We start from the raw sequence: 22,392 nt of genomic DNA, 5'->3' as shown, positions 1-22,392 counted from the left end.
AGATAGGACGGCCTCAGCCGTTCATCGAGTCGAAGAATTCCGAGTTCGTTTTGGTCTGCTTGAGCTTCGAGATTAGGAACTCGATCGCATCGGTCGTACCCATCGGATTCAGGATGCGGCGCAGAAGGTATGTTTTCTGAAGATCCTTCTGATCGACGAGCAGATCCTCTTTCCGGGTGCCGGATTTGAGGATGTCCATCGCCGGGAAGACACGCTTGTCGGCAACCTTGCGGTCCAGCACAATCTCCGAGTTACCGGTGCCCTTGAATTCTTCGAAGATGACCTCGTCCATCCGCGAGCCGGTATCGATCAGCGCGGTCGCGATAATGGTCAGCGAGCCGCCCTCTTCGATGTTCCGCGCAGCCCCGAAGAACCGCTTCGGACGCTGCAGCGCGTTCGCGTCGACACCGCCGGTCAGCACCTTGCCCGAGCTCGGCACGACGGTGTTGAAGGCGCGGCCCAAACGGGTAATAGAATCCAGCAAAATAACGACATCGCGCTTATGCTCGACAAGGCGCTTGGCCTTTTCGATGACCATATCGGACACCGCAACGTGGCGCGTCGCCGGTTCGTCGAAGGTCGAAGAGATCACCTCGCCCTTCACCGAACGCTGCATGTCGGTGACTTCTTCCGGTCGTTCGTCGATCAGCAGAACGATCAGGTAGCATTCCGGGTGGTTACGCTCGATCGAGGTCGCGATGTTCTGCAGCAGAACTGTCTTACCGGTCCGCGGCGGGGCGACGATCAGCGAACGCTGGCCTTTCCCGATCGGCGCGACGAGGTCGATGATCCGGGCCGAACGGTCCTTGATCGTCGGATCCTCGATTTCCATCTTCAGGCGCTCATCGGGATAGAGCGGCGTGAGGTTGTCGAAAGCGACCTTGTGGCGCGCCCTTTCCGGCTCCTCGAAGTTGATCCGCTCAACCTTCGTTAACGCGAAATACCGCTCGTTCTCGCCGGGGGCGCGGATCACGCCTTCAACGGTATCGCCGGTGCGCAGGCTGTGCTGGCGGATCATGTCGGGCGAGACGTAGATATCGTCGGGACCCGGCAGATAGTTAGCCTCGGTCGAACGCAGGAAGCCGAAACCATCCTGCAGAACTTCGAGGACGCCATCGCCACCGATGACCCAATCATCCTCGGCATGCTCCTTCAGGATCGAGAACATCATCTCGCCCTTGCGCATGGTCGAGGCGTTTTCGATCTCCCATTCTTCGGCCAGCGCCAGAAGTTCCTTCGGGCTCTTGGCTTTCAAGTCGGAGAGATTGAGGCGTTCATCGCTCATCGGATTACCTGCAGCTGGCGCCTCACCAGAGCGATGGGCGCAAAGATTCGTCTTGTCTCAGAAAAACCGGTCGGCCAGGACGGCCGGGGCTTGGCGAGGCAGATAAGCGCAAAGCGTCGCTGAGTCAACGAAAGTCAGAATTTCACGATCACCGACGCGACGATAACGATCATGAAGATCGTCGGGATCTCGTTCATCATGCGGTAGTAGCGCCCGCTGCGGTTCGCCCTGCCCTCTGCAAGCGCCTTGCGTTCCTTCGCGCACCACATGTGGAACCAGGTCATGCCGAGAACGGCGGCTGCCTTCGTCCACGGCCAGATGCTCGACCAATCGACGATCCCCGGCGTGAAGACCAGCATCAGGCCGAAGAACCAGCTCGCGATCATCCCCGGGTTCATGATGGCCTTGAGAAGAAGCCGTTCCTGATGCCGGAACAGAAGCTCCTGGTCGCTATCGCGCTCCATGCCCGCCTTGTTCAGCCCCTCGACGTGGTAAACGTAAAGCCGCGGCAAATAAAACAAGGCCGCCATCCATGTGATGATCGCCATCACGTGGAGCGCTTTGATCCACAAATACCAAGTGCTCAGGAAATCGGTCATCTCGCCTCCGGCTGACAGCTGCCATCATCTTCAAAAAAGATTCTTTAAAGAAAAAGATGATGATGATGTAGGGCCTGTTGATGATGTGGATTAACACTTTATCAAGAGTTTCTCCACAGGCGGAAAACATCTGGCGGGAAGGAATCTTTCGGCTGGCTAGTTTCTCCTAAAACATTGATACTGCGTGTTTATCTATCAGAGAGTCTCAACGTCATCCTGTGGATAACTCTTTGGAGAAAATTGTGAAGTCCCCACCGTGTCCCCAACGGCTCGAATCCGACTTCCACAGGTGGACAAGTTTCGCAAATCTGCCATGAAACGTGCCGATCCGGTGGAGTAATCCGCCGATCCACGTTATGCCCAATTCGACCCCGAGACTTCTGCGCCTGCTTATCCACAAGTTCATGAACATCCTCCTTGCCTCCGCTTCAGAAATCCGCGCGCAACTTCTGCGCAACGCCGGTCTGTCGGTGACGGTCGCGCCCGCGCGCATTGACGAGGACACGATCAGGCGGAGTTTGGAGGCCGAAGAGGCAAAGCCGCGCGATGTCGCGGACCTTCTCGCCGAGATGAAGGCTGCGAAACTGTCGGCGCGCCATCCCGGAGAACTGGTGGTCGGCGCGGATCAGGTTCTGGAGCTTAAAGGCACGGTCTTGTCGAAGCCGGAGACACCGGAGGACGCGAAATCGCAGTTGCGTGCCCTCTCCGGCCAAACCCACAAACTGCTTTCCGCGATGGTTGCGATCCGGGATGGCGAGCCGCTCTGGCGCCATGTGGGCGAAGTTCGTCTGACGATGCATGAGCTTACTGAGCCCTTCATCGACGATTACGTCGCCCGGAACTGGGAGAGCATCCGCTGGTCCGTGGGCAGCTACAAGCTCGAGGAGGAAGGCGTGCGTCTTTTCTCCCGCGTCCAAGGCGATTATTTTGCCGTCCTGGGCCTTCCCTTGATCGAATTCCTTAACTGGCTTCATGCCCGAGGAGATTTCACGACATGACGGATCATCCGCGCATTCCCCTCGCTGGCGTCATCGGATCGCCGGTCGCGCATTCGCGCTCGCCGCTCCTGTTCCGCACATGGTTTGCAGAATACGGGATCGAAGGGTTCTATGTTCCGATGGATGTGGCCAGTGATGATCTGGAAACCGTGCTTCGGACCTTGCCCAAGGCGGGGTTCGTCGGCACGAATGTGACGATCCCGCACAAGATCCGCGCGCTCGAGATTGCCGATGTCATCTCCGATCGCGCGGCCCTAATCGGCGCTGCGAATACCTTGGTGTTCCGCCCGGATGGCAAGATTTACGCAGATAATACAGATGGTTACGGTTTCATCGCTAATCTGAGGCAGAATGCGCCGAACTGGGACCCGAAGTCTGGCCCGGCCGCCGTTCTCGGTGCAGGCGGCGCTGCGCGCGCCATCGTCGCTTCGCTTCTGGAAAGCGGAGCGCCGGAAATCCGTATCTCGAACCGGACGCGGGCGCGTGCCGATGCGCTGCGTCAGGAATTCGGGGCGCGTCTGGTCGTTTACGATTGGGTGCGGGCGGGCAATATGCTCGAAGATGCGGCGACGGTGGTGAACACGACGTCGCTCGGTATGATAGGCAAGTCGGAGTTTCGCGTTCCGCTCGATGCATTGCGTCCCAGCGCGACTTGCTGTGATCTCGTGTATACACCTCTTAAGACCAAATTTCTCACCGAGGCCGAAGACGCGGGATGCACCGTGGTCGACGGGCTTGGCATGCTTTTGCATCAAGCCGTCCCGGGATTTGAGCGTTGGTTCGGCCAGCGCCCGGAAGTCGGCGAAACCGTCCGCAACGCGGTGCTCGGGGGATGAGCAAGCCTTTCCTGCTCGGTCTGACCGGCTCCATCGGGATGGGGAAATCCACGACCGCCGCGATGTTCGCCGAGGCCGGCGTGCCCGTGTGGGATGCGGATCAGACGGTGCATGATCTCTATGCGAAGGATGGTGCGGCCGTTGCGCCGATCGCCGCCGCTTTTCCCTCTGCGATCAAGGCGGGCGCAGTGGATCGGGTGGAGCTGAAAAAACTGCTCGCGAACGACAAAACGGCTCTAAACCGCGTTGAAGAGATCGTTCACCCACTCACGACGGCCTCTCGTAGCCAGTTCATCGCGGATCACTCAGAGGCGGATCTGATCCTCCTCGACATCCCTCTTTTGTTCGAAACCGGGGCTGATGCTGCTTGCGATGCCACTCTTGTCGTTTCCGCGCCGGCGGAGGTTCAGCGCGCGCGCGTCCTGGAGCGGCCCGAGATGACCGAGGCGCAGCTCGATTTCATCCTGTCGCGACAGATGCCGGACGCAGAGAAACGCCGCCGCGCGACCTTCATCATCGAAACCGTCGATCTTGAGCAGACCCGCCAAGATGTGCGAAACCTGATCGCGCAGATCAGGGGTGAGCAAAATGCGTGAAATCGTTCTCGATACCGAAACCACGGGTTTCGAGCCGGAAGACGGCGATCGGATCGTCGAGATCGGCGCGGTTGAGCTGTTCAATCACATGCCCACCGGTAACACCTATCATCAATACATTAACCCCGAGCGCTCGATGCCGCAGGAAGCCTTCCAAGTGCATGGATTGGGCGACGAATTCCTGTCGGACAAGCCCAAATTCGCCCAGATCGGCCTCGATTTCCTGAATTTCATCGGCACGGACTCGGTTCTCGTGATCCACAACGCCAAGTTCGACATGAAATTTCTGAATGCCGAGCTTCGCTGGGCCGGAATGCCGCTAATCCCGGATGAACGCGCACTCGATACGCTCGCGATGGCACGGCGTAGATTTCCTGGCTCGCCCGCGACGCTCGACGCGCTGTGCCGTCGTTTCGGCATCGACAACTCGTCGCGGACTTTGCACGGCGCGCTGCTCGACAGTGAGATTTTGGCTGAGGTTTACCTTGAGCTGATTGGCGGTCGGCAGCCGGGCTTTGGACTGCAACCCGTTGAAACCGGTCAGAAATTGCAAGCCGGCGCAAATCAAGGCTGGCGTCCGAAGCCCCGTCCGGAGCCCCTGCCCCCACGTTTGACTGCTGAAGAAGCCGAAGCCCATGCTGCCTTTGTCGCCAAGCTGGGGGAAGCGGCGATCTGGAACCGTTACGACTGACGTCGGCGCCTTTTCTATCAAAATAAACAAGTTTCCCATTTAACCGAGCGTCAACCTCCCTTAAATCGGGGGCTTCTTAGGGAGAGAGCGGGAGTACCGTCCATGCTGGACCTGACTGAAATGCGTGCCACGCTGGCCGAGACCTATGATCTTGCGCCGTCCATAGAGCTGGCCGAGGAAATGCACGAGATCCACGCAAAGATGGATCGCGTTATCCCCCTTCCGGATTTCGCGCGTTACGCGCCGTATATCCGCGCAATCAACCAGTTGAAGAGAGAGAAGAACGCGGTAATTCTTGCTCACAACTACATGACGCCGGAAATCTACCACGGCGTGGCAGATGTAGTAGGTGATAGTCTGCAGCTTGCTATCGAAGCGACCAAAGTTCAGGCGGGCACGATCGTCCAATGCGGCGTGCACTTCATGGCCGAAACGTCAAAAATACTGAACCCGGCCAAGACCGTCCTGATCCCAGATATGAAAGCCGGCTGCTCGCTGGCGGAGTCGATCACCGCTGACGGCATTGCGGAGATGCGCTCGAAATACCCGGGCGCGCCCGTGGTAAGCTACGTTAACACAACAGCCGAGGTGAAAGCTGCGTCCGACATCTGCTGCACCTCGTCCAACGCCGCGCAGATCGTGCGGGCGATGGAGAGTGACACGGTCATCATGACCCCGGACCAGTACCTTGCGCAGAACGTCGCGAACGAGGTTCCCGAGAAGAATGTGGTTTGGTGGGAAGGTTCGTGCATCGTCCACGAGCAGTACACTGCCAAGGATATCAGTGACTTCCGCGCGATGCACCCAAATACCCGGATCATCGCGCACCCGGAATGCCCGCCGGACGTTGTCGCGGCCTCCGATTTCTCGGGCTCGACGTCGGGGATCATTAAATACGTCGAAACCAACAAGCCGAAAGAGGCCATGTTGGTGACGGAATGCTCGATGGCATCCAACATCGCCGACGCGCTACCGGAAGTAGATTTTGTGGGTCCGTGCAATATGTGCCCCTACATGAAGAAAATCACGCTCGAAAAAATCCTGTGGTCGCTGCATACCGGGACCGAGGAAGTGATCGTCGACCCGCAGATTGCCGAGAAAGCGCGCGTCGCGGTCGAGCGGATGATCGAACTCTCCCGGACGCTGGCGAAGTGATCGAAACGCAGCGGATCGTCATCGTCGGCGCGGGCTTGGGCGCACTTTACGCGGCCCTAAGCCTCGCGCCCCGCCCCGTTCTCATCATCTCGCCGGAAACTCTGGGCGAAGGCGCATCATCGGCTTGGGCCCAGGGGGGTGTCGCGGCGGCGATGTCGGTCAGCGACACGCCTGCGGCACATGCACGCGACACGATGATCGCCGGAGCAGGCACTGTTTCACCGCAAATCGCCCATTTGGTCACCGAAGAAGCACGTCAGCACATCCTCGCACTGACCGAACTCGGAACGCCCTTCGATCGCGATCCCGAGGGCGACTACGTGATGTCGCGCGAGGCAGCGCACAGTCACGCGCGGGTCGTGCGGGTGAAAGGCGATCAGGCGGGTCGCGAGATCATGCAAACTCTCGTCGCGGCGGTCCGGCAGGCACCTTCGGTTCAGGTTCTCGAAGGCGTCCTGGCCACGTATCTGGAGACCGAAGACGGCCGCGTGACCGGCGTGTGGATCGAACGCGCATTTGAGCCTTCAGGGCCCGTTCTGATGAAAAGCCCGGCGGTTTTGCTTGCGGGCGGCGGGTCCGGCGGGCTGTTTTCCGTTACGACAAACCCGCCTCGGATCCGTGGGCAGGTCATCGGGATGGCTGCGCGCGCTGGCGCGCGGATCGCCGATCCGGAATTCGTACAGTTCCACCCGACCGCGATCGCCAGTGGCGAAGACCCTGCCCCGCTCGCGACCGAAGCGCTGCGCGGTGAAGGTGCAATACTCGTTAACGCGGATGGCGAGCGCTTCATGCTCTCCGTTCATCCCGACGCGGAGCTTGCTCCGCGCGATATTGTGGCCCGGGCGGTTTACCTGGAGCGACAGGCCGGGCGCGAACCCGCTTTGGATACGCGTGCAGCCCTAGGGGCCGAAGTCCTGACCCGCTTCCCCGCCGTTGCCGAAGCCTGCGAACGGGCCGGAATAGACCCTGTTTCAGGCGTCATCCCCGTTGCGCCGGCCGCACATTATCATATGGGCGGAGTGGATACCGATACGGAGGGACGCAGTTCGCTCGACCGGCTCTGGGTTTGCGGCGAAGCCTCGTCGACCGGGCTGCATGGCGCGAACCGCCTGGCGTCGAACGGGTTGCTTGAGGCCTTGGTTTTCGCACGGATTTGCGCTGTCGGTATCGCTGCTGAGCTTGGAGATATCGCCGACGCTGAGCCGGTAACCCCCGCGTTTCCCGACGGCGATGTCCCGGTGAACGAGGCAGCCGTGCAGGTGCTGCGCAACGCGATGACCGATGGTGTCGGTGTCGTGCGGGATGCGGAGGGATTGAAGGCGGCCCTGCGCGTCATTGCGAAGATCGAGGCGGAGGCCCGCACGGAAACGATGCGGAACATGACCGCGACGGCCACGTTGATCGCTGCAGCGGCGCTTGCGCGCGAAGAGAGCCGCGGCGGCCATTTCCGTTCCGATTTTCCGGACATGGACCCTAAATTGGCGAAAAGAACGAAAATCACGCTGGAGGAGGCGCTGAAAATTCGCGCCGCAGCCCTGGAGGACTGATATGTTGCCCGATTTGCTGATCGAACCGATTGTCCGCGCCGCGCTGGTCGAAGACCTTTCGCCCATGGGCGACGCGACGACGAAGGCGGTGATTCCGGCGGGCAAAACCTATTCCGCGCGACTGAAAGCGCGGGAAGATGGCGTCGCTTCAGGGATGCAGGTCGCTGCGATGGCGTTTCGACTGGTCGATCCGACGTTGCGCGTCTCTATACTGATCGCGGATGGCAAACCGTGCCAAGCCGGGGAGACCTTGCTGACGGTCGATGGCTCGGCCGCGTCGATCCTGATGGCGGAGCGGGTGGCGCTGAATTTCGCGGGACGCCTCAGCGGGATTGCCACGAAAACCGCGAGCTTCGTCGCGAAAACCGAAGGCACGAAGGCGCGTATCACTTGCACCCGGAAGACCACCCCGGGTCTACGCGCGCTCGAGAAAGCAGCGGTGACCCATGGCGGCGGTTTCAACCATCGTTACGGCCTGTCGGACGCGATCCTGATCAAGGATAACCATATTGCGGCCGCCGGGAGCGTGCGCGCAGTGCTCGAAGCAGCGAAAGTGGCGCGCAGTCACATGATGCGGATCGAGCTGGAAGTCGACACGCTGCGCCAGATGGAAGAGGCGCTGAAAATCGGTGGCGCCGATGTCATCCTGCTCGACAATATGGACAGCGCGGAGCTGCGTGCGGCCGTGGCGCTTAATGCGGGCCGCGTCGTACTGGAAGCCTCGGGGAACATGACGCTCGAGCGGATTGCCGAAGTGGCAGCGACCGGCGTGGATTACATCTCTTCCGGTGCGCTCACCCATTCGGCGCGGACGCTCGATCTGGGCCTCGATTTCTGAGAATTCAGCCGAGATAGTCTCTGAATTCGGCGCGAACGGCCTCGTAGACCGAGCGTTTGAAGGGGACGATCTTCTCGACCAGCTCGTCGAAGGGCATCCACTGCCAGACCGAGAATTCGGGGTGGTCGGTGTCGATGCGCACCTGATCGTCGGAGCCGAGGAAGCGCATCAGGAACCATTTCTGCTCCTGCCCGCGCCAGCGACCGTTCCAGATTTTCGGCACAAGATCGTGCGGCAGGTCGTAGCGTACCCAATCGGAGGTTTTCGCGACGATTTCGACGAGATCGGGGTTCACCCCGGTTTCTTCTTCCAGCTCGCGCAGTGCGGCTTCTTTCGGCTTTTCACCCTTGTCGATCCCGCCCTGCGGCATCTGCCAGGCCGGTCCAGGATTGTCGATGCGCTGGCCCGCGAAGACGAGGCCCGCGGGGTTCATCAGAACGACGCCGACATTGCGGCGGTAAGGAAGTTTAACGATTTCTTCGGGAGTCATATGAAAAAGGGGCCCGAAGGCCCCTTCCCCTCAATTCTGCTGCGTGTCGGTTTTGCTGTCGGCGCTCGGCGCTTCGGCTTGCTGCGTCGACGCGGTGTCAGCCTTGGCTTCCGGCGCGATGGCCGAGAGGCCTTTGATCAGGTCAATCGCGTAGGACATCTGGAAATCTTCCATCCGGCGCTTCGCGGCCTCTTCGGCTTTCGCGCGCTCGTCCTCGGCCTGTTTCTTCTCGTCCTCGGTCATCGAGTCGTTGGTGATTGCACCTTTCAGATCGGCCTCGGAGGTCATCTTGCGGGCGTTGTCGCCTTCAGCGGCCGCCTTATCCTGCGATTTCGGCTGATCGGGCTGCGGCACGACCACGTCGGGGGCAATGCCCAGCGACTGAATCGAACGACCCGACGGCGTGTAGTAGCGCGCGGTTGTCAGACGCATCGCGCCCTCGCCCTGGATCGGCATGACCGTCTGGACCGAGCCTTTGCCGAAGCTCTTGGTGCCGACGACGATCGCGCGGTGATGATCCTGCAGCGCGCCGGTCACGATTTCCGAAGCCGACGCCGAGCCGCCGTTGATCAGCACGACGATCGGCTTGCCGTTGGCCATGTCGCCCGCGGTCGCGTTGAAGCGCTCGCTATCCTGCGGGTTCCGACCGCGGGTGGAGACGATCTCACCCTTGTCGAGGAACGCATCCGCCGTCTTGATCGCCTGCGTCAGAAGACCGCCGGGGTTGTTGCGCAGGTCGATGATGAAGCCGTCGACCTTGTCCATGCCGCCGACCTCTTTCACCTGCTCCTTGATCGAGGATTCGAGGTTCGGGAAGGTCTGGTCGTTGAAGGTGGTGATGCGCAGAATGACGGTATCGCCGTCATGGCGCCCCTTCACGGCGGTCAGCTTGATCGTGTCGCGGGTCAGCGTGACGTCGAACGGATCCTGCTCGCCTTCGCGGACGATGGTCACGGTGATGTCCGAGCCGACCGGCCCACGCATCTTGTCGACTGCCTGATCGAGCGGGATACCCATCAGGGACTCGCCATCGACCGCGGTGATGAAATCGCCGGACTGAATGCCGGCTTCGGCCGCGGGCGTACCGTCCATCGGCGAAACCACCTTCACGAAGCCGTCTTCCTGCGTGACCTCGATACCGAGACCGCCGAACGAACCGCGCGTCTGCACGCGCATATCGCTGTAATCGGAAGGCGGCAGGTAGCTTGAATGCGGGTCGAGAGAGCTGAGCATGCCGTTGATTGCGGCTTCGATCAGCTTCTTGCTATCGACCGGCTCGACATAGTCCTGGCGGATCTTCTCGAAGATGTCGCCGAACAGGTCCAGCTGCTGGTAGACGGTTTCGTTGCGTTTCGTTTCCTCGGCCATCAGCGGCGCCGCGACTTGCGTGGACAGAAGCGCGCCCGCAAGCGTCCCGCCAACCGCTGCCATCATGAACTTTTTCATACTCAACCCTTGTCGTCTTTTGTCTGGATGAACCACGGCGTCGGGTCCACGGGCTTGCCGCCCTCTCTCAGTTCCAAATAAAGCGTCTCGCTGCGATCTGCACCAGCGCCATCTGTCGCCGCCTGCACGAATTCCTTGCCGAATTCCTTCGCTCCCGGCTGAATTCCGCCCATCAAGCCGATGGGCGTGCCCTTTGGCAGCACGTCTCCGACCTCACCATAGACGGTTCCGAGGCCCGCAAGAACCAGAAGATATCCATCTGCGGGTTCGAGGACCATCACATTTCCGTAGTCGAGCAAGGGACCGCGGTATCGGATCGTCGCAGCCCAAGGCGTCGTGACCAGAGATCCCGGCTCACTGGCAATCACGAGGCCGGGACGTTTGATCCCTGCCGCATCCGGTTCGTTGAAGCCACGCAGCACCGAGCCGATAACCGGCAAGTTCAGCGTGCCCTTTGCGCCCGCGAAATCCCCGCGCGGCGGACCGATATCGTTTTCCATATCGCTCAACCCGGTCGCGAAGCCTTCGAGCGTATCGGCGCTTTGCACCAGCGCGGTCAGCTCCTCGGGTTCCTCGAGATAGCGCTGCGGCAGCTTTTCGCGGCGCTCGGAAATGGCCTCCGATAGCGCTGTGCGGGCCTTGGTCACCGAGACCATCCCCTTTTCGAGCGTCTCGCGCGCGTTTTCCTGCAGTTTGCGCAGGGTCGCAATTTCCTCAAGGTGGACGCTCAGCTTCTGCGCCTCGTCCTGCAAGGCGGGCGCGACCGAGGACAGTACCATCCCGGACCGCGCCGAGCCTTCGGGACCGGACGGATGCAGCAGCAGCAGCGGCCCGTCGGATTGCTGCATGGTCGACATGACAGCCAGCAAACTGCCAAGCTCTTCGCGTTTCGCGTCGAAGCCTTGCTTGATCTCGCGCTCGCGGATCGCTGCGCGGCGCAACCCGTCGCGCAGCGCGCTCAGCCCTTGTTCATAGGCATGGATCGTTTTCGTTAGTGCTGCAATGCGATCCGACTTCGACTGCGCCGCGTCGAGCGCGGTGATCGCCTTGCGCAGATCGGCCGAGGCCTTGAGTGCGGCGTCGCCCGATCCGTCCGCCCAAAGCGGCCCGGCCGAAATCAGAAGAGCTGCGAGTGCGGCGCGGATCACGATACGATCAGGCTCTTTCCGGTCATTTCTTCGGGTTGATCGATCTGCATCAGGTCCAGTAGCGTCGGCGCGAGATCCGCAAGCCGTCCGTCGCGCAGCTTGGCGCCCTCCGGCCCGCCAACCAGAGAGACCGGCACGAGGTTCGTGGTATGCGCGGTGTGCGGACCGCCGGTTTCCGGATCGATCATGGTTTCGCAATTGCCGTGATCGGCGGTGATGATCATCGCGCCGCCCGCAGCCTCCAGCGCCTCGACGACGCGGCCGATATCGTGGTCGATCTCTTCCACCGCAGCGATCGCGGCTTTCAGAGAGCCGGTATGGCCGACCATATCGGGGTTGGCGTAGTTCACGATGATCAGGTCGTACCCGGTCTCGATCGCCTCGACGAACTTGTCGGTGACTTCCGGCGCGCTCATCTCGGGCTGCAGGTCATAGGTCGCGACCTTGGGCGATTTCGGCATGTAGCGGTCTTCGCCTTCCCACGGCTCTTCCTTGCCGCCGTTGAGGAAGAAGGTGACGTGCGGATATTTCTCTGTCTCCGCCAAGTGGAATTGGCTAAGCCCTTGTTTTGATATCCACTCTCCGAGCGTGTTGACGATTTCGCGCTTCGGATAGGCGGTCTTCATATAGGCGTTATGCTTGTCGGAATACTCGACCATCCCCAGCAGCGCCGCCCATTTTGGACGCGGGCCGGTCTCGAATTCCGAGAAGTCCGGCTCGCCGATCGCGCGCAGGATTTCGCGCGCGCGGTCGGCGCGGAAGTTGAGGCAGAAGAAGCCATCGCCATCCTTTGCGCCCTCGTAATCGCCGATCACGGTGGGCTTGATGAACTCGTCCATCTCGTCCTTGTCGTAGCTGGCTTCGACCGCGGCCACGGGGGTGTCTGCCCCCTGCCCTTTGCCGTTGATCATCGCGTCATAGGCAAGGCCGACGCGGTCCCAGCGGTTGTCGCGGTCCATCGCGTAATAGCGGCCATCGACGGTGACGACGGTGCAGCCTTTGGGAAGCCGGTCGCAAAGATCCGAAACGAAGGACTTCGCGCTATCGGGGGCGACATCGCGCCCGTCGGTGATCGCGTGGATCAGCACGGGGACGCCTGCCTCCGAGACCATTTTCGCCGCAGCGAGCGTATGTTCGATATGGCCGTGCACACCACCATCCGAGATGACGCCCATCAGATGCGCGCGCCCGCCGCTCTCTTTCATCGTGTCGACGAAGGACAAGATCGCCTGGTTCTCGAAGAAAGAGCCATCCTCGATCGCCAGATCAATCTGGCCCAGATCCATCGCCACCACCCGTCCCGCGCCGATATTGGTGTGGCCGACCTCGGAATTGCCCATCTGACCGCTCGGCAGACCGACATCGGGGCCGAAGGTCACCAGCGTCGATTTCGCCGGGTTGTTCCACAGGACACGGTCGAGGTTCGGGGTGTCGGCCAGCAAGGGCGCGTTGCCTTCGCGCTCCTTTCGCTCGCCAAAGCCATCGAGAATGCACAGGACGACGGGTTTCGGGCGGGTCATGGCGGCCTCCTAATCTGTTGCCCCCTCATACGCCTCGCAGGCCGTCGCGGCAACCGGGGGCATGCGAGGCTCAGGCCTGGAACATGATCCGCCGGGCTTTCTTCTCGTAGCTGAGTATCTCGGTCTGTCGCGTGACCTCGAGCAGCGAGGCGAGCGCCGAGTCGGGCTTTTCCATATAGCGCCGACGCAGGTCCAGCACGACAGCCCCACCGTCCCGGATCACCCGCATCATCAGGTCGAGATAATCGCCGATCGGATAATGGAAGCCGCAGGAAATCAGGCTGGTGACAAGATCGCCGGTGACTCCGTCCAGCGCCTCAGGCTGCTTGACCGGGTTGAGTGTCTCGACCGCGCGGGCGCCATTGTCGCGCAGGAACGCCGCTGCGGCGTCGAGCGAGGCATAGCCTGCACCGGTATCGCTCCAGAAATGATATTGCTCCGGGGTTTCCTCGATATCGATCAGGGTCACGGCGCAATCGTAATCCTTGATCAGCAATGCGTCGTTGAGCCCCTGCCCACAGCCGATGTCGACCACATGGGTCGGACGGCGGCCGGTTTCCTCGAGCGTCTTGCGCAGCGGTAGATACTCGGTGAAGACCTCGGCGAGCGCGCCGCGAAAGATCTCCTCGTTGCGGGTCTCGACTTCTTCGAACGCGGGCCCCCTGTCACCGTCTTCCCAAGCCTTTCGCGCAGTGCCGGAAATCTGGCGCGTGCGCTGGAACCCCAGTAGCATCATTGCCTCGCGGGAAATGGACGCGCCGGATATGTTCATGTCTCGAAGAGTATTCATCGGGCCTGACCTGCTGCACATCATTTTCGGACGCAGCGTAACGTCGTCGTGATGCGGTGCAAGCTGTCGATGGGAGCAGAGGTTAGTGACCTGTCGATCAGACGCGGTGATAGGGTGTGCCGGCGATGATCTGTCCGGCGCGGTAAATCTGTTCGGTCAGCATGACGCGGGCCAGCATATGCGGCCAGACCATCTTGCCGAAGGAGATGGAAAACTCGGCGCGTCTGCGCAGGGCCGGGTCGATCCCGTCCGCACCGCCGATCACGAAAGCCACGTCGCGCGCCTGATCGCGCCAGCCTTGCAGTTTCGTGGCGAATTCCGGCGATGAGATCAGGCTGCCGCGTTCGTCGAGGGTGACGATGACCGATCCCTCGGGAATGGCGCGGCTGAGCAACTCTGCTTCCGCGCCCTGCCCCAAGCCTTTCTTGTCTTCGACCTCGACGACGGAAGCCGGGCCGAGCCCGAAGGCGCGCCCGGATTTCTCGAAGCGTTTCAGGTAGTCGTCGATCAGCTCGCGCTCGGGCCCCTTGCGCAAGCGGCCCACCGCGCAGATCGTGATCTTCATGCAGCCGAACTCAGACGGGGGCGCCCGCAGGCATCCACATCTTTTCCAGCTGATAAAACTCGCGCACTTCCGGGCGGAAGACGTGAACGATGACGTCGGAGCTGTCGATCAGCACCCAGTCGCCTTGATCCTTGCCCTCGACTTTGCAAGCCCGGTCGAATTCGTGCTTCAGCCGCTCGGTCAGGTTTTCGGCTATGGCGCTGACCTGACGCGTGCTGCGCCCGGAACAGACAACCATATAGTCGCCGATCGAGGACCGACCGCGCAGGTCGATGGTCACGATATCTTCGGCCTTGTCGTCTTCGAGGGAAGAGATGACGCGCGCGAGGATTTCTTCGCTCGTCGCTTCGGCGTTGACGGCCCGTGTATTCATGGCCGCTGCCTTTGTGCCGGCATCACTCGGCACGAGGGAAAGATGAGACAGGACATGGTCCTCCAGATGTTACGCGCCACAATAGTCCTGGCGCTGGACGTCTTTCAAAAGTAGCATTCCGCAGGTCCGATTTCAATTTTCCTGCGGCGAATTTTCGCTATGCGTTTCCGGAGCCTGTTGCAAGTCAAGCTGTGACCCTTCGAGCACGCGCACTTCGCGTTGCGGGAACGGGATCGAAATGCCGTTCGCCTTGAACGTATCCCAGAGCGCGAGAAACACTTGGCCGCGCACATTGGTCAGTCCCTCGACCGGGTCGGTGATCCAGAACCGCAGGAGGTAATCGACCGAACTGTTGCCGAAACCGGTCACGTGGCAAACCGTCGGGCGGTTCTTCAGGACGCGGTTCACCGATTGCGCGGCCTCCACCGCGAGCTTGCGCACCAGATGCGGGTCGTCGTGATAGGAGGTGCCGAAGGGCAGGTCGATCCGGACGAATTCGTTGGAATGGGACCAGTTGACCACCTGCCCCGTGATCAGGTCTTCATTCGGGATCAGGTATTCCTTGCCGTCGCGCGTGACGACCGAGACATAGCGCGCGCCCAGCGAATTGATCCAGCCGAAGGTTTCGCCAAGGCTGATCACGTCGCCGGGCTTGATCGATTTATCCAGCAGGATGATCACGCCCGAGACGAGGTTTGACACGACTTTCTGCAGACCGAAGCCAAGGCCCACGCCGATCGCACCGGACAGAACCGCAAGCCCGGTCAGGTCGAATCCTACCGCCTTGATCCCGATGAACAGCGCAGCGCCGTAAAGCAGAACCTGCATCACCTTGATGACCAGCTCCGACATCGACGGGCTGATATCCTCGTTGGTCCGCAGCCGCGCCGAGGTCTGCCCAGAGATGATCCGCGCCACCGACAGGAGGATCGTCGTCAGCACCAGTGCCTTGAGAACCCCGTAGGCCGTGATGCGGAAATCACCGAATTCGACCGCGGTCCCGTTCAAGAGCCGCACCGTTTCGTCCCAAAGCCCGAGGTAATAGAGCGTGACCCAGATCCACGCGCCCCAGCGCACGATACCGCGCAGGAGCGCATTTCGGATCAGCCGCGCGACGAGGCCGACGACGAGCCATGCCGTGACGAGCGTGGCGGCCAGCACCACGAGGAAGCGCCAGGAATAAAAACCCTTGGTTGCCTCGAGCACGAACACCGACGCCCATGCGAACACGATGAAGAGAAATCCGCGCAGACGCTTCCGGAGCAGGATCAGCCAGCGAAGCTGACGGGTCGAGAGCTCACGCCTCCGCCCCCAGTCGTCGACTTTCGGCGCGAGCCAGATGCGCCCGAGATGGGCCAGCGCAAAACACGCTGCGATGATCCCGAATTGCCAGAGCCGCGAGGGCAAGACCATAGAATTGAGGAAGATTTCGATCTGCGCCCAGATCGAACTCAAAATCTTGACGATGTCCCCGTTCGCGAAATCCATGGAAATGACGTTAGCCCGGTTTTGCGATCAGGCCAAACACGGACTCTTCGATTGCCTCAGCGCCGGATTCGCCGTATTTAGCGCCCCATGACACTCGTTTTCGACATGGATGATCGCGCCCGCCTCCGCGAGCGCTTCTACGGCGAAAGCCGCTCGGTGCTGGCACGACTTTGATGCTCTGCGCCCGCGGGCGCATATCTGCGCCTGCTGTCCCATGTCTGACAAACGGCCGTTTTATAGGCCAGCCATCCAAAGAAAGTGAGAGCCATGTCTGCTCCGAAGACCCTCTATGACAAGATCTGGGACGCGCATGTCGTGTCCGAAGACGAAGACGGCACCAGCCTGCTCTATATCGACCGCCACCTCGTCCACGAAGTGACCTCGCCGCAAGCCTTCGAAGGGCTGCGCATGGCGGGCCGCAAGGTGCGCGCGCCGGAGAAAACCATCGCCGTACCGGATCACAACGTGCCGACCACGCTCGACCGCGCGAAGGGGATCGAGAACGAGGAAAGCCGGATTCAGGTCGATGCGCTCGACAAGAACGCCAAGGACTTCGGGGTGAACTATTACCCGGTCTCGGACGTGCGTCAGGGCATCGTGCACATCGTCGGTCCTGAACAGGGCTGGACGCTGCCGGGCATGACGGTCGTCTGCGGCGACAGCCACACCGCGACCCATGGCGCGTTCGGTGCGCTCGCTCACGGCATCGGCACCTCGGAAGTGGAGCATGTTCTGGCGACCCAGACGCTGATCCAGTCGAAGTCGAAGAACATGAAGGTCGAGATCACCGGAAAGCTGCGTCCGGGCGTCACCGCCAAGGACATCACGCTGTCGGTCATCGGCGCGACCGGCACTGCCGGCGGCACTGGTCATGTCATCGAATATTGCGGCGAAGCGATCCGCGAGCTGTCGATGGAAGGCCGCATGACCGTCTGCAACATGGCGATCGAAGGCGGCGCGCGCGCTGGCCTCATCGCGCCGGACGAGAAGACCTTCGAATACGTCAAAGGCCGGGCTCACGCTCCGAAAGGTGCGCAATGGGAGGCGGCTCTGCATTGGTGGAAGCAGCTCTACACCGACGAGGGCGCGCATTTCGACAAGGTCGTCACCATCAAGGCCGAAGAGATCGAGCCCGTCGTGACCTGGGGCACTTCGCCCGAGGACGTGCTGCCGATCTCGGGCTCCGTGCCCGCGCCGGAAGACTTCAAGGGCGGTAAGGTCGAAGCGGCCAAGCGCGCGCTCGACTACATGGGCCTCGAAGCGGGCACCAAGCTGACTGACATCAAGATCGACGTGGTCTTCATTGGCTCGTGCACCAACGGCCGGATCGAGGATCTGCGCGCCGCCGCCGAAGTCGTCAAAGGCCGCAAGCTGGCCGACGGCGTCCGCGCGATGGTCGTGCCGGGCTCGGGTCTCGTGCGGGCTCAGGCCGAAGAAGAGGGTCTGGACAAGATCTTCCTCGACGCCGGGTTCGAATGGCGCATGGCGGGCTGCTCGATGTGTCTCGCGATGAACCCCGACCAGCTGGCAGAGGGCGAGCGTTGCGCATCGACCTCGAACCGTAACTTCGAGGGGCGTCAGGGCTACAAGGGCCGCACCCATCTGATGAGCCCGGCCATGGCCGCCGCCGCTGCCGTCACCGGTCATCTGACGGATGTTCGGAAGCTGATGGAAATGGAAGACGCGTAAGGAGCGACGAGAATGGAAAAGTTCGAAAAAGTTACCGGGATCGCCGCGCCCATGCCGCTGGTCAATATCGATACCGATATGATCATCCCCAAGGGTTTCCTGAAAACCATCAAGCGTACCGGGCTCGGCGTGCATGCGTTCGACGAGATGCGTTACGACCGTCAGGGCAACGAGAACCCCGACTTCGTTCTCAACAAGCCGCAATATCGGGAAGCGCAGATCCTCGTGGTCGGCGACAACTTCGGCTGCGGCTCCTCGCGTGAGCACGCCCCGTGGGCGCTCGCGGATTTCGGCATCAAGGTGATCATCTCGACCTCCTTCGCCGACATCTTCTACAACAACTCGTTCAAGAACGGGATGTTGCCGATCGTGCTGCCGCAGGAGCAGGTCGATATCCTGATGAAGGATGCGGAGAAGGGCTCGAACGCACGGATGACCGTCGATCTCGAGAACCAGGAGATCACGACCTCGGAAGGCGAGACGATCAAGTTCGATGTCGACGCTTTCAAGAAGCATTGCCTGCTCGAAGGTCTCGACGATATCGGCCTGACGCTTGAAAAGGCCGCAGCCATCGACAGCTTCGAGACGCAGATGCATCAGGCGCGTCCCTGGGTGTAATACCCGATACCATAAGAACAGGAAAAGCCGCCCCGACCCGGGCGGCTTTTTTCGTGAGGAGGGGGCGCGGGAACGCACCGCCCGTGGTATCGTTCATCATTTGACGTAGACCGAGAGGATGATGCGATGCGCGTTTCGACCCTGTTTCTGATGACCGGCCTCGTGCTGATTGTTCTCGGCGTCGCGGCCATCACGAATCCCTTCGCGACCTCTCTGGCCCTGACTACCTTCGTGGGCATACTGTTCCTGATTGCCGGGGTGGTGCAGGCGTGGCTCGCCTTCAACGACCGAGACGGGGCGCATCGCGCGTGGCACGGGCTGATCGCGCTTCTCAATATCGTCGTCGGCGTCTGGCTGATCGCCGATCCGATGTCCGGCACGGTCTCGCTCGCAGCGGTGGTCGGCGTGCTCTTCCTGCTGATGGGGGCGTTGCGCCTGCTGATCGGCCTGCGCCTCGCGGCGCCGCGCCTGCGCTGGATGCTGGTCCTATCGGGCGCGGTTTCGATCCTTCTCGGGCTTTTGATCTTCGCGGCCTTCGATCAGATCGCGACGCAGATCCTCGGGCTTTTGCTGGGCATCCAGCTTCTCGCGGATGGTGTCGGTCTTGCCGCACTCGGCTTTGCCAGTCGCGACTCCTGAGGGCTTTTGACCGGCTAAGCCCTTGATCCACAAAATATGGTTCCGCTCCCTAGTTTGCCACAATTTTGCACCTTTATTGATGCAATGTCGCACCAGGTCTTTCCAGAAAACGCCCGAATACGGCAGAGAGTCTGAAAACAGTATTTGCTTGGATCGGGAACTTGGGCAAAATCATGGCAAGTTTGAGGCAGCGGGTCACATTTGGCGCGCGTCTTGCGGGTAAAAGGATCGGCAATGTATCGAATCCGACCGCAGGGAAGGGTAGGGTAACTGTGTTTTCACGTCTCTCAGGGGCGCTCTTTCGCGCGATCCTCGTTGCGGTGGTGATTTGCATCCCCGCGCTCATACAGCCCGATACCAGTAGCGACACCGCCCAGATCGTGGCGTTGATGGCGCTGTTCGGATTTGCGCTGACCCTGTTCGAATACGCCTCGGTCTATCCCGGTCTGATCGAGTTTCGCGACGCGCCGCCCTTCAACCGCATTCGGTTCATGTCGCTGTTTCTAACCGTCGGCCTGCTCTCTCTTGCGGTACAGTCGCAATATCACGCGTCGACGCTGACCCGGTTGATCGAGGTTCTAGGCACTACGGTCGCAAGCTCCATCGATGTGCCTTACAGCCCCGTGCGCCTATTGCAGCTCGCGCTGCCGGCGGATGCCTCTTTGCATCAGGTCGCGCTGGTGCGCACCGCGGCGGGGATGGCCTACCTGATCTCGCTGCTGACCCTCGGCTATTTCGTCATCGTCATGCGGATCATGGGCTGGCCGCAGGCGCATACCAAATTCAACGTCTGGGTAAATCTGCCGACCTTCGACCCCACCGCGGGCGGCGACGTGGTCGAGCGCCTGCGCCGCGACGCGTGGTTCAACATTGCACTCGGATTTCTTTTACCCTTCCTTATTCCGGCGGTGCTCAAACTCGTTTCGGTCAGTTTCGTGATCGTGACGCTGGAAGTGCCACACACGATGATCTGGATGGTGACGGCATGGGCCTTCCTTCCCGCAAGCCTGTTCATGCGCGGCATCGCGCTGGCCCGGGTCGCGCAAATGATCGAGAACAAGCGTCTCGCCTCCGGGGCGAGCGACTACTTGCCGGCCTGATCGCGCTCTGTTTCGCGCTGCCCGCCACGGCAGAGACTCTGCGTGTGGCGACATGGGATGCTGGGCTGTCGCGCCGGGGTCCGGGCCTTCTTCTGAAAGACATCCGCAAAGGCGAGGCGCAGGTCGCGGCGGCGACGCGGATCGTGGACACGATCGCGCCGGATGTTCTGCTGCTGACCGGGATCGACTGGGATCTCGACGGGCTGTCGCTGGAGGCGCTGAACGAACGCCTCGCGCAGCCCTATCCGCACCTTTTCGCGTCGCGCCCCAATAGCGGCTGGCCGAGCGGGGCCGATCTCGACGGCAACGGAAAGCTTGGCGAAGCGCGGGATGCCCAAGGCTACGGACGATTTCCGGGGCAGGGCGGCATGGCGCTTCTGTCGCGTTATCCGATCGAGGCCGACCGTGTGCGCGACTTCTCCAGGATGCTGTGGAAGGACCTGCCCGACGGGAGGATCGCCGGGGCGGAGCTGTCGCCCGACGCGATGGCGGTACAGCGCCTCAGTTCGACGGGGCATTGGGACGTGCCGCTCAAGTTGCCGTCGGGCGAGCGCCTTCATCTTCTGGCCTTCTCCGCGACGCCGCCGGTGTTCGATGGGCCGGAAGATCGCAACGGGCGCCGCAATCGTGATGAGATCGCCTTCTGGCTGCGCTATCTGGATGGGGAGCTCGACGCGCTGCCGCCCGAATCGCCGGTGATCCTGATGGGCGACGCCAACCTCGACCCGAAGGACGGGGAGGGGCGGCGCGATGCGCTCGATCTGCTGCTGAACGGTCCGCATTTCCAAGACCCCCAGCCGCGGAGCGCGGGGGCGAAAGCTGCGGCGGATCCTGATCATAGGGGCGACCCGAGCCTTGATACCGCCGATTACGACGGCCCGGGTAACCTACGGCTCGACTACGTTCTGCCGTCGAATGATCTGCATGTAGAGGCGGCGGGCGTCGTCTGGCCCGAGCCGGTCGCGCCCTTGGCGGAGGCGGCACGCGCCGCCTCGCGTCACAAGATGGTCTGGCTAGACATTGTATTGCCCTGATCGGGCACGACCTTGAGGCCCCGGATATAGAGATGCTCGAACACCACGCGCTGCAGCGTCTTCGGCGTGAATTCCGGGAAGCGTGCGTGGAAATCGGTGCCGTCGATTTCGTGGCTCATGTCGAACAGGTAGCGCATCTCGCGTAGTTCGCGTGCCAGTTCCCACGCGGGCGATGCGAGCAGAAGCGCCGTCCACGGGAATTTCTTGATCGAGATGTCGCGCCCCATCTGGCGGGAGAATTCCTCGGCCAGCTCGCGAACGGAGAACCGGGTTCCGGGGAACCCGAGATCGAGAAGACCGGGCGAGTGATCTTCGGTCTCGGCAAGTTGCACCGCGACACGCGTCATGTCCTCGAGATCGGCGTAGACGCGCTGCGCATCGGGCTTGCCGAGCGCGGTGATCTTGCCCTTGCGCAAATCCTTCAGCATCACCCGGTTGAGCAGCGTATCGGGCGCCTCGGCATTGATGAAATCGCCGCCGCGCAGGATCACAACCGAACGGCCCTCCTCGGCATGGGCGCGATAGCGCGCCTCCATCTCGGCGCGGATATTGCCCTTGCGGGTGCAGGCGTGATGCGGGGTCGAGGCGCTCCACGGAGACGGCTCGCGCCCGTAAACATAGACGTTGCCCGGCACCATCACCGATGCGCCGCTATCGCGCGACGCGGTCAGAACCTGCTTGGTGATCTGCGGGATCTGGTTCGCCCAGTCGTGGTAATTCGGCGGGTTCATCGCATTCACGATCCACCGCGCGCCGCGCGCCGCGATCGCCATATCGGTGCCCCGGCGATAGCGATCGACGTCCCAGCCAGCCGCTCGGAAGGACCGTGCCGCAGCTGATCCGAACAAACCGCCCATTCCCAGGATCAGTACCCTGCGATTCATTTCGCCCTCATGTGTCGTCTGCCTGCTCTAAACTCTAGCATGCGCTCATACGCGCGCGGGGGC

Annotated in this window: 23 protein-coding genes; 12 read left to right on the top strand and 11 right to left on the bottom strand. The window is 61.5% G+C overall.

Annotation, left to right across the window (positions count from 1 at the left end; genetic code table 11):
• Positions 1-13 precede the first annotated feature (13 nt).
• Both rho and B6V73_RS11420 read right to left on the bottom strand, forming a co-directional pair.
• Complete coding sequence (gene rho / locus B6V73_RS11425; protein ID WP_075776732.1) at positions 14-1,285, bottom strand: transcription termination factor Rho; 1,272 nt, start codon at positions 1,283-1,285, stop codon at positions 14-16.
• A 134-nt stretch (positions 1,286-1,419) separates the two neighbouring features.
• Positions 1,420-1,884, bottom strand: coding sequence for a CopD family protein (locus tag B6V73_RS11420; protein WP_088725291.1), 465 nt, complete (start codon positions 1,882-1,884; stop codon positions 1,420-1,422).
• Positions 1,885-2,240: 356 nt separating this feature from the next.
• Between B6V73_RS11420 and B6V73_RS11415 the strand changes: the two genes are divergently transcribed.
• The 7 genes from B6V73_RS11415 (at position 2,241) to nadC (ending at position 8,545) form a co-directional block, all read left to right on the top strand.
• Positions 2,241-2,882 (top strand): Maf family protein, encoded by a 642-nt coding sequence (locus B6V73_RS11415; protein WP_240497715.1) that lies wholly within the window; start codon positions 2,241-2,243, stop codon positions 2,880-2,882.
• Positions 2,879-3,718, top strand: coding sequence for a shikimate dehydrogenase (locus B6V73_RS11410; protein WP_075776734.1), 840 nt, complete (start codon positions 2,879-2,881; stop codon positions 3,716-3,718). Before B6V73_RS11415 ends, B6V73_RS11410 begins: the two co-directional genes overlap by 4 nt.
• The gene (gene coaE, locus B6V73_RS11405; protein WP_075776735.1) at positions 3,715-4,314 is read left to right on the top strand and encodes a dephospho-CoA kinase; all 600 of its coding nucleotides are present in this window, start codon (positions 3,715-3,717) and stop codon (positions 4,312-4,314) included. The genes B6V73_RS11410 and coaE overlap by 4 nt, the downstream gene beginning before the upstream one ends.
• On the top strand, positions 4,307-5,005 hold the full coding sequence (gene dnaQ, locus B6V73_RS11400) for a DNA polymerase III subunit epsilon (protein ID WP_088719946.1): 699 nt from the start codon (positions 4,307-4,309) through the stop codon (positions 5,003-5,005). The genes coaE and dnaQ overlap by 8 nt, the downstream gene beginning before the upstream one ends.
• A gap of 102 nt (positions 5,006-5,107) precedes the next feature.
• Positions 5,108-6,160 carry a quinolinate synthase NadA gene (gene nadA, locus B6V73_RS11395; RefSeq protein ID WP_075776737.1) on the top strand — a complete coding sequence of 351 codons (1,053 nt, stop codon included), beginning with the start codon at positions 5,108-5,110 and terminating at the stop codon, positions 6,158-6,160.
• Entirely contained in the window at positions 6,157-7,707 is a 1,551-nt protein-coding gene (locus B6V73_RS11390; protein ID WP_088725290.1) for an L-aspartate oxidase, read from the top strand. Before nadA ends, B6V73_RS11390 begins: the two co-directional genes overlap by 4 nt.
• 1 nt (position 7,708) lies before the next feature.
• Positions 7,709-8,545, top strand: coding sequence for a carboxylating nicotinate-nucleotide diphosphorylase (nadC, locus tag B6V73_RS11385; protein ID WP_088725289.1), 837 nt, complete (start codon positions 7,709-7,711; stop codon positions 8,543-8,545).
• Between the two features lie 4 nt (positions 8,546-8,549).
• Here the strand turns inward: nadC and B6V73_RS11380 are convergent, their stop codons facing one another.
• From B6V73_RS11380 to B6V73_RS11345, 8 genes are all read right to left on the bottom strand, one after another.
• Complete coding sequence (locus B6V73_RS11380) at positions 8,550-9,035, bottom strand: RNA pyrophosphohydrolase (RefSeq protein WP_088719943.1); 486 nt, start codon at positions 9,033-9,035, stop codon at positions 8,550-8,552.
• 30 nt (positions 9,036-9,065) lie between these two features.
• The gene (locus B6V73_RS11375; protein ID WP_088725288.1) at positions 9,066-10,481 is read right to left on the bottom strand and encodes a S41 family peptidase; all 1,416 of its coding nucleotides are present in this window, start codon (positions 10,479-10,481) and stop codon (positions 9,066-9,068) included.
• 2 nt (positions 10,482-10,483) lie between these two features.
• Positions 10,484-11,629, bottom strand: coding sequence for a peptidoglycan DD-metalloendopeptidase family protein (locus B6V73_RS11370; protein WP_075776741.1), 1,146 nt, complete (start codon positions 11,627-11,629; stop codon positions 10,484-10,486).
• Entirely contained in the window at positions 11,626-13,149 is a 1,524-nt protein-coding gene (gpmI, locus tag B6V73_RS11365; RefSeq protein WP_088725287.1) for a 2,3-bisphosphoglycerate-independent phosphoglycerate mutase, read from the bottom strand. Before gpmI ends, B6V73_RS11370 begins: the two co-directional genes overlap by 4 nt.
• A gap of 70 nt (positions 13,150-13,219) precedes the next feature.
• Positions 13,220-13,882: a class I SAM-dependent methyltransferase gene (locus B6V73_RS11360; RefSeq protein WP_088725286.1), complete on the bottom strand. Its 663-nt coding sequence runs from the start codon at positions 13,880-13,882 to the stop codon at positions 13,220-13,222.
• A 154-nt stretch (positions 13,883-14,036) separates the two neighbouring features.
• The gene (rlmH, locus tag B6V73_RS11355) at positions 14,037-14,504 is read right to left on the bottom strand and encodes a 23S rRNA (pseudouridine(1915)-N(3))-methyltransferase RlmH (protein ID WP_088725285.1); all 468 of its coding nucleotides are present in this window, start codon (positions 14,502-14,504) and stop codon (positions 14,037-14,039) included.
• Positions 14,505-14,514: 10 nt separating this feature from the next.
• Positions 14,515-14,877 (bottom strand): ribosome silencing factor, encoded by a 363-nt coding sequence (rsfS, locus tag B6V73_RS11350; RefSeq protein WP_075776745.1) that lies wholly within the window; start codon positions 14,875-14,877, stop codon positions 14,515-14,517.
• 132 nt (positions 14,878-15,009) lie between these two features.
• Entirely contained in the window at positions 15,010-16,365 is a 1,356-nt protein-coding gene (locus tag B6V73_RS11345) for a mechanosensitive ion channel domain-containing protein (RefSeq protein WP_075776746.1), read from the bottom strand.
• 267 nt (positions 16,366-16,632) lie between these two features.
• Here B6V73_RS11345 and leuC point away from each other — a divergent pair, with 267 nt between their 5' ends.
• The 5 genes from leuC (at position 16,633) to B6V73_RS11320 (ending at position 21,445) form a co-directional block, all read left to right on the top strand.
• On the top strand, positions 16,633-18,054 hold the full coding sequence (leuC, locus tag B6V73_RS11340) for a 3-isopropylmalate dehydratase large subunit (RefSeq protein WP_075776747.1): 1,422 nt from the start codon (positions 16,633-16,635) through the stop codon (positions 18,052-18,054).
• Between the two features lie 12 nt (positions 18,055-18,066).
• A complete protein-coding gene (gene leuD / locus B6V73_RS11335; RefSeq protein WP_075776748.1) occupies positions 18,067-18,672 on the top strand; it encodes a 3-isopropylmalate dehydratase small subunit in 606 nt (201 codons plus the stop codon).
• Positions 18,673-18,798: 126 nt separating this feature from the next.
• Positions 18,799-19,311, top strand: coding sequence for a DUF308 domain-containing protein (locus tag B6V73_RS11330; protein WP_075776749.1), 513 nt, complete (start codon positions 18,799-18,801; stop codon positions 19,309-19,311).
• A gap of 272 nt (positions 19,312-19,583) precedes the next feature.
• On the top strand, positions 19,584-20,411 hold the full coding sequence (locus B6V73_RS11325; protein WP_143597896.1) for a hypothetical protein: 828 nt from the start codon (positions 19,584-19,586) through the stop codon (positions 20,409-20,411).
• Between the two features lie 44 nt (positions 20,412-20,455).
• Positions 20,456-21,445 (top strand): endonuclease/exonuclease/phosphatase family protein, encoded by a 990-nt coding sequence (locus B6V73_RS11320; RefSeq protein WP_346426026.1) that lies wholly within the window; start codon positions 20,456-20,458, stop codon positions 21,443-21,445.
• Here B6V73_RS11320 and B6V73_RS11315 read toward each other — a convergent pair.
• Positions 21,409-22,329, bottom strand: coding sequence for a hypothetical protein (locus tag B6V73_RS11315; protein WP_075776752.1), 921 nt, complete (start codon positions 22,327-22,329; stop codon positions 21,409-21,411). The two genes, B6V73_RS11320 and B6V73_RS11315, sit on opposite strands and share 37 nt — an antisense overlap.
• Between the last annotated feature and the right edge of the window lie 63 nt (positions 22,330-22,392).

This window comes from Thioclava sp. JM3 (assembly GCF_002213185.1).
Lineage (GTDB): Bacteria > Pseudomonadota > Alphaproteobacteria > Rhodobacterales > Rhodobacteraceae > Thioclava > Thioclava nitratireducens.
Note: the sequence above shows the minus strand (reverse complement) of the source record. Positions and strands in the feature narration are given on the sequence as shown.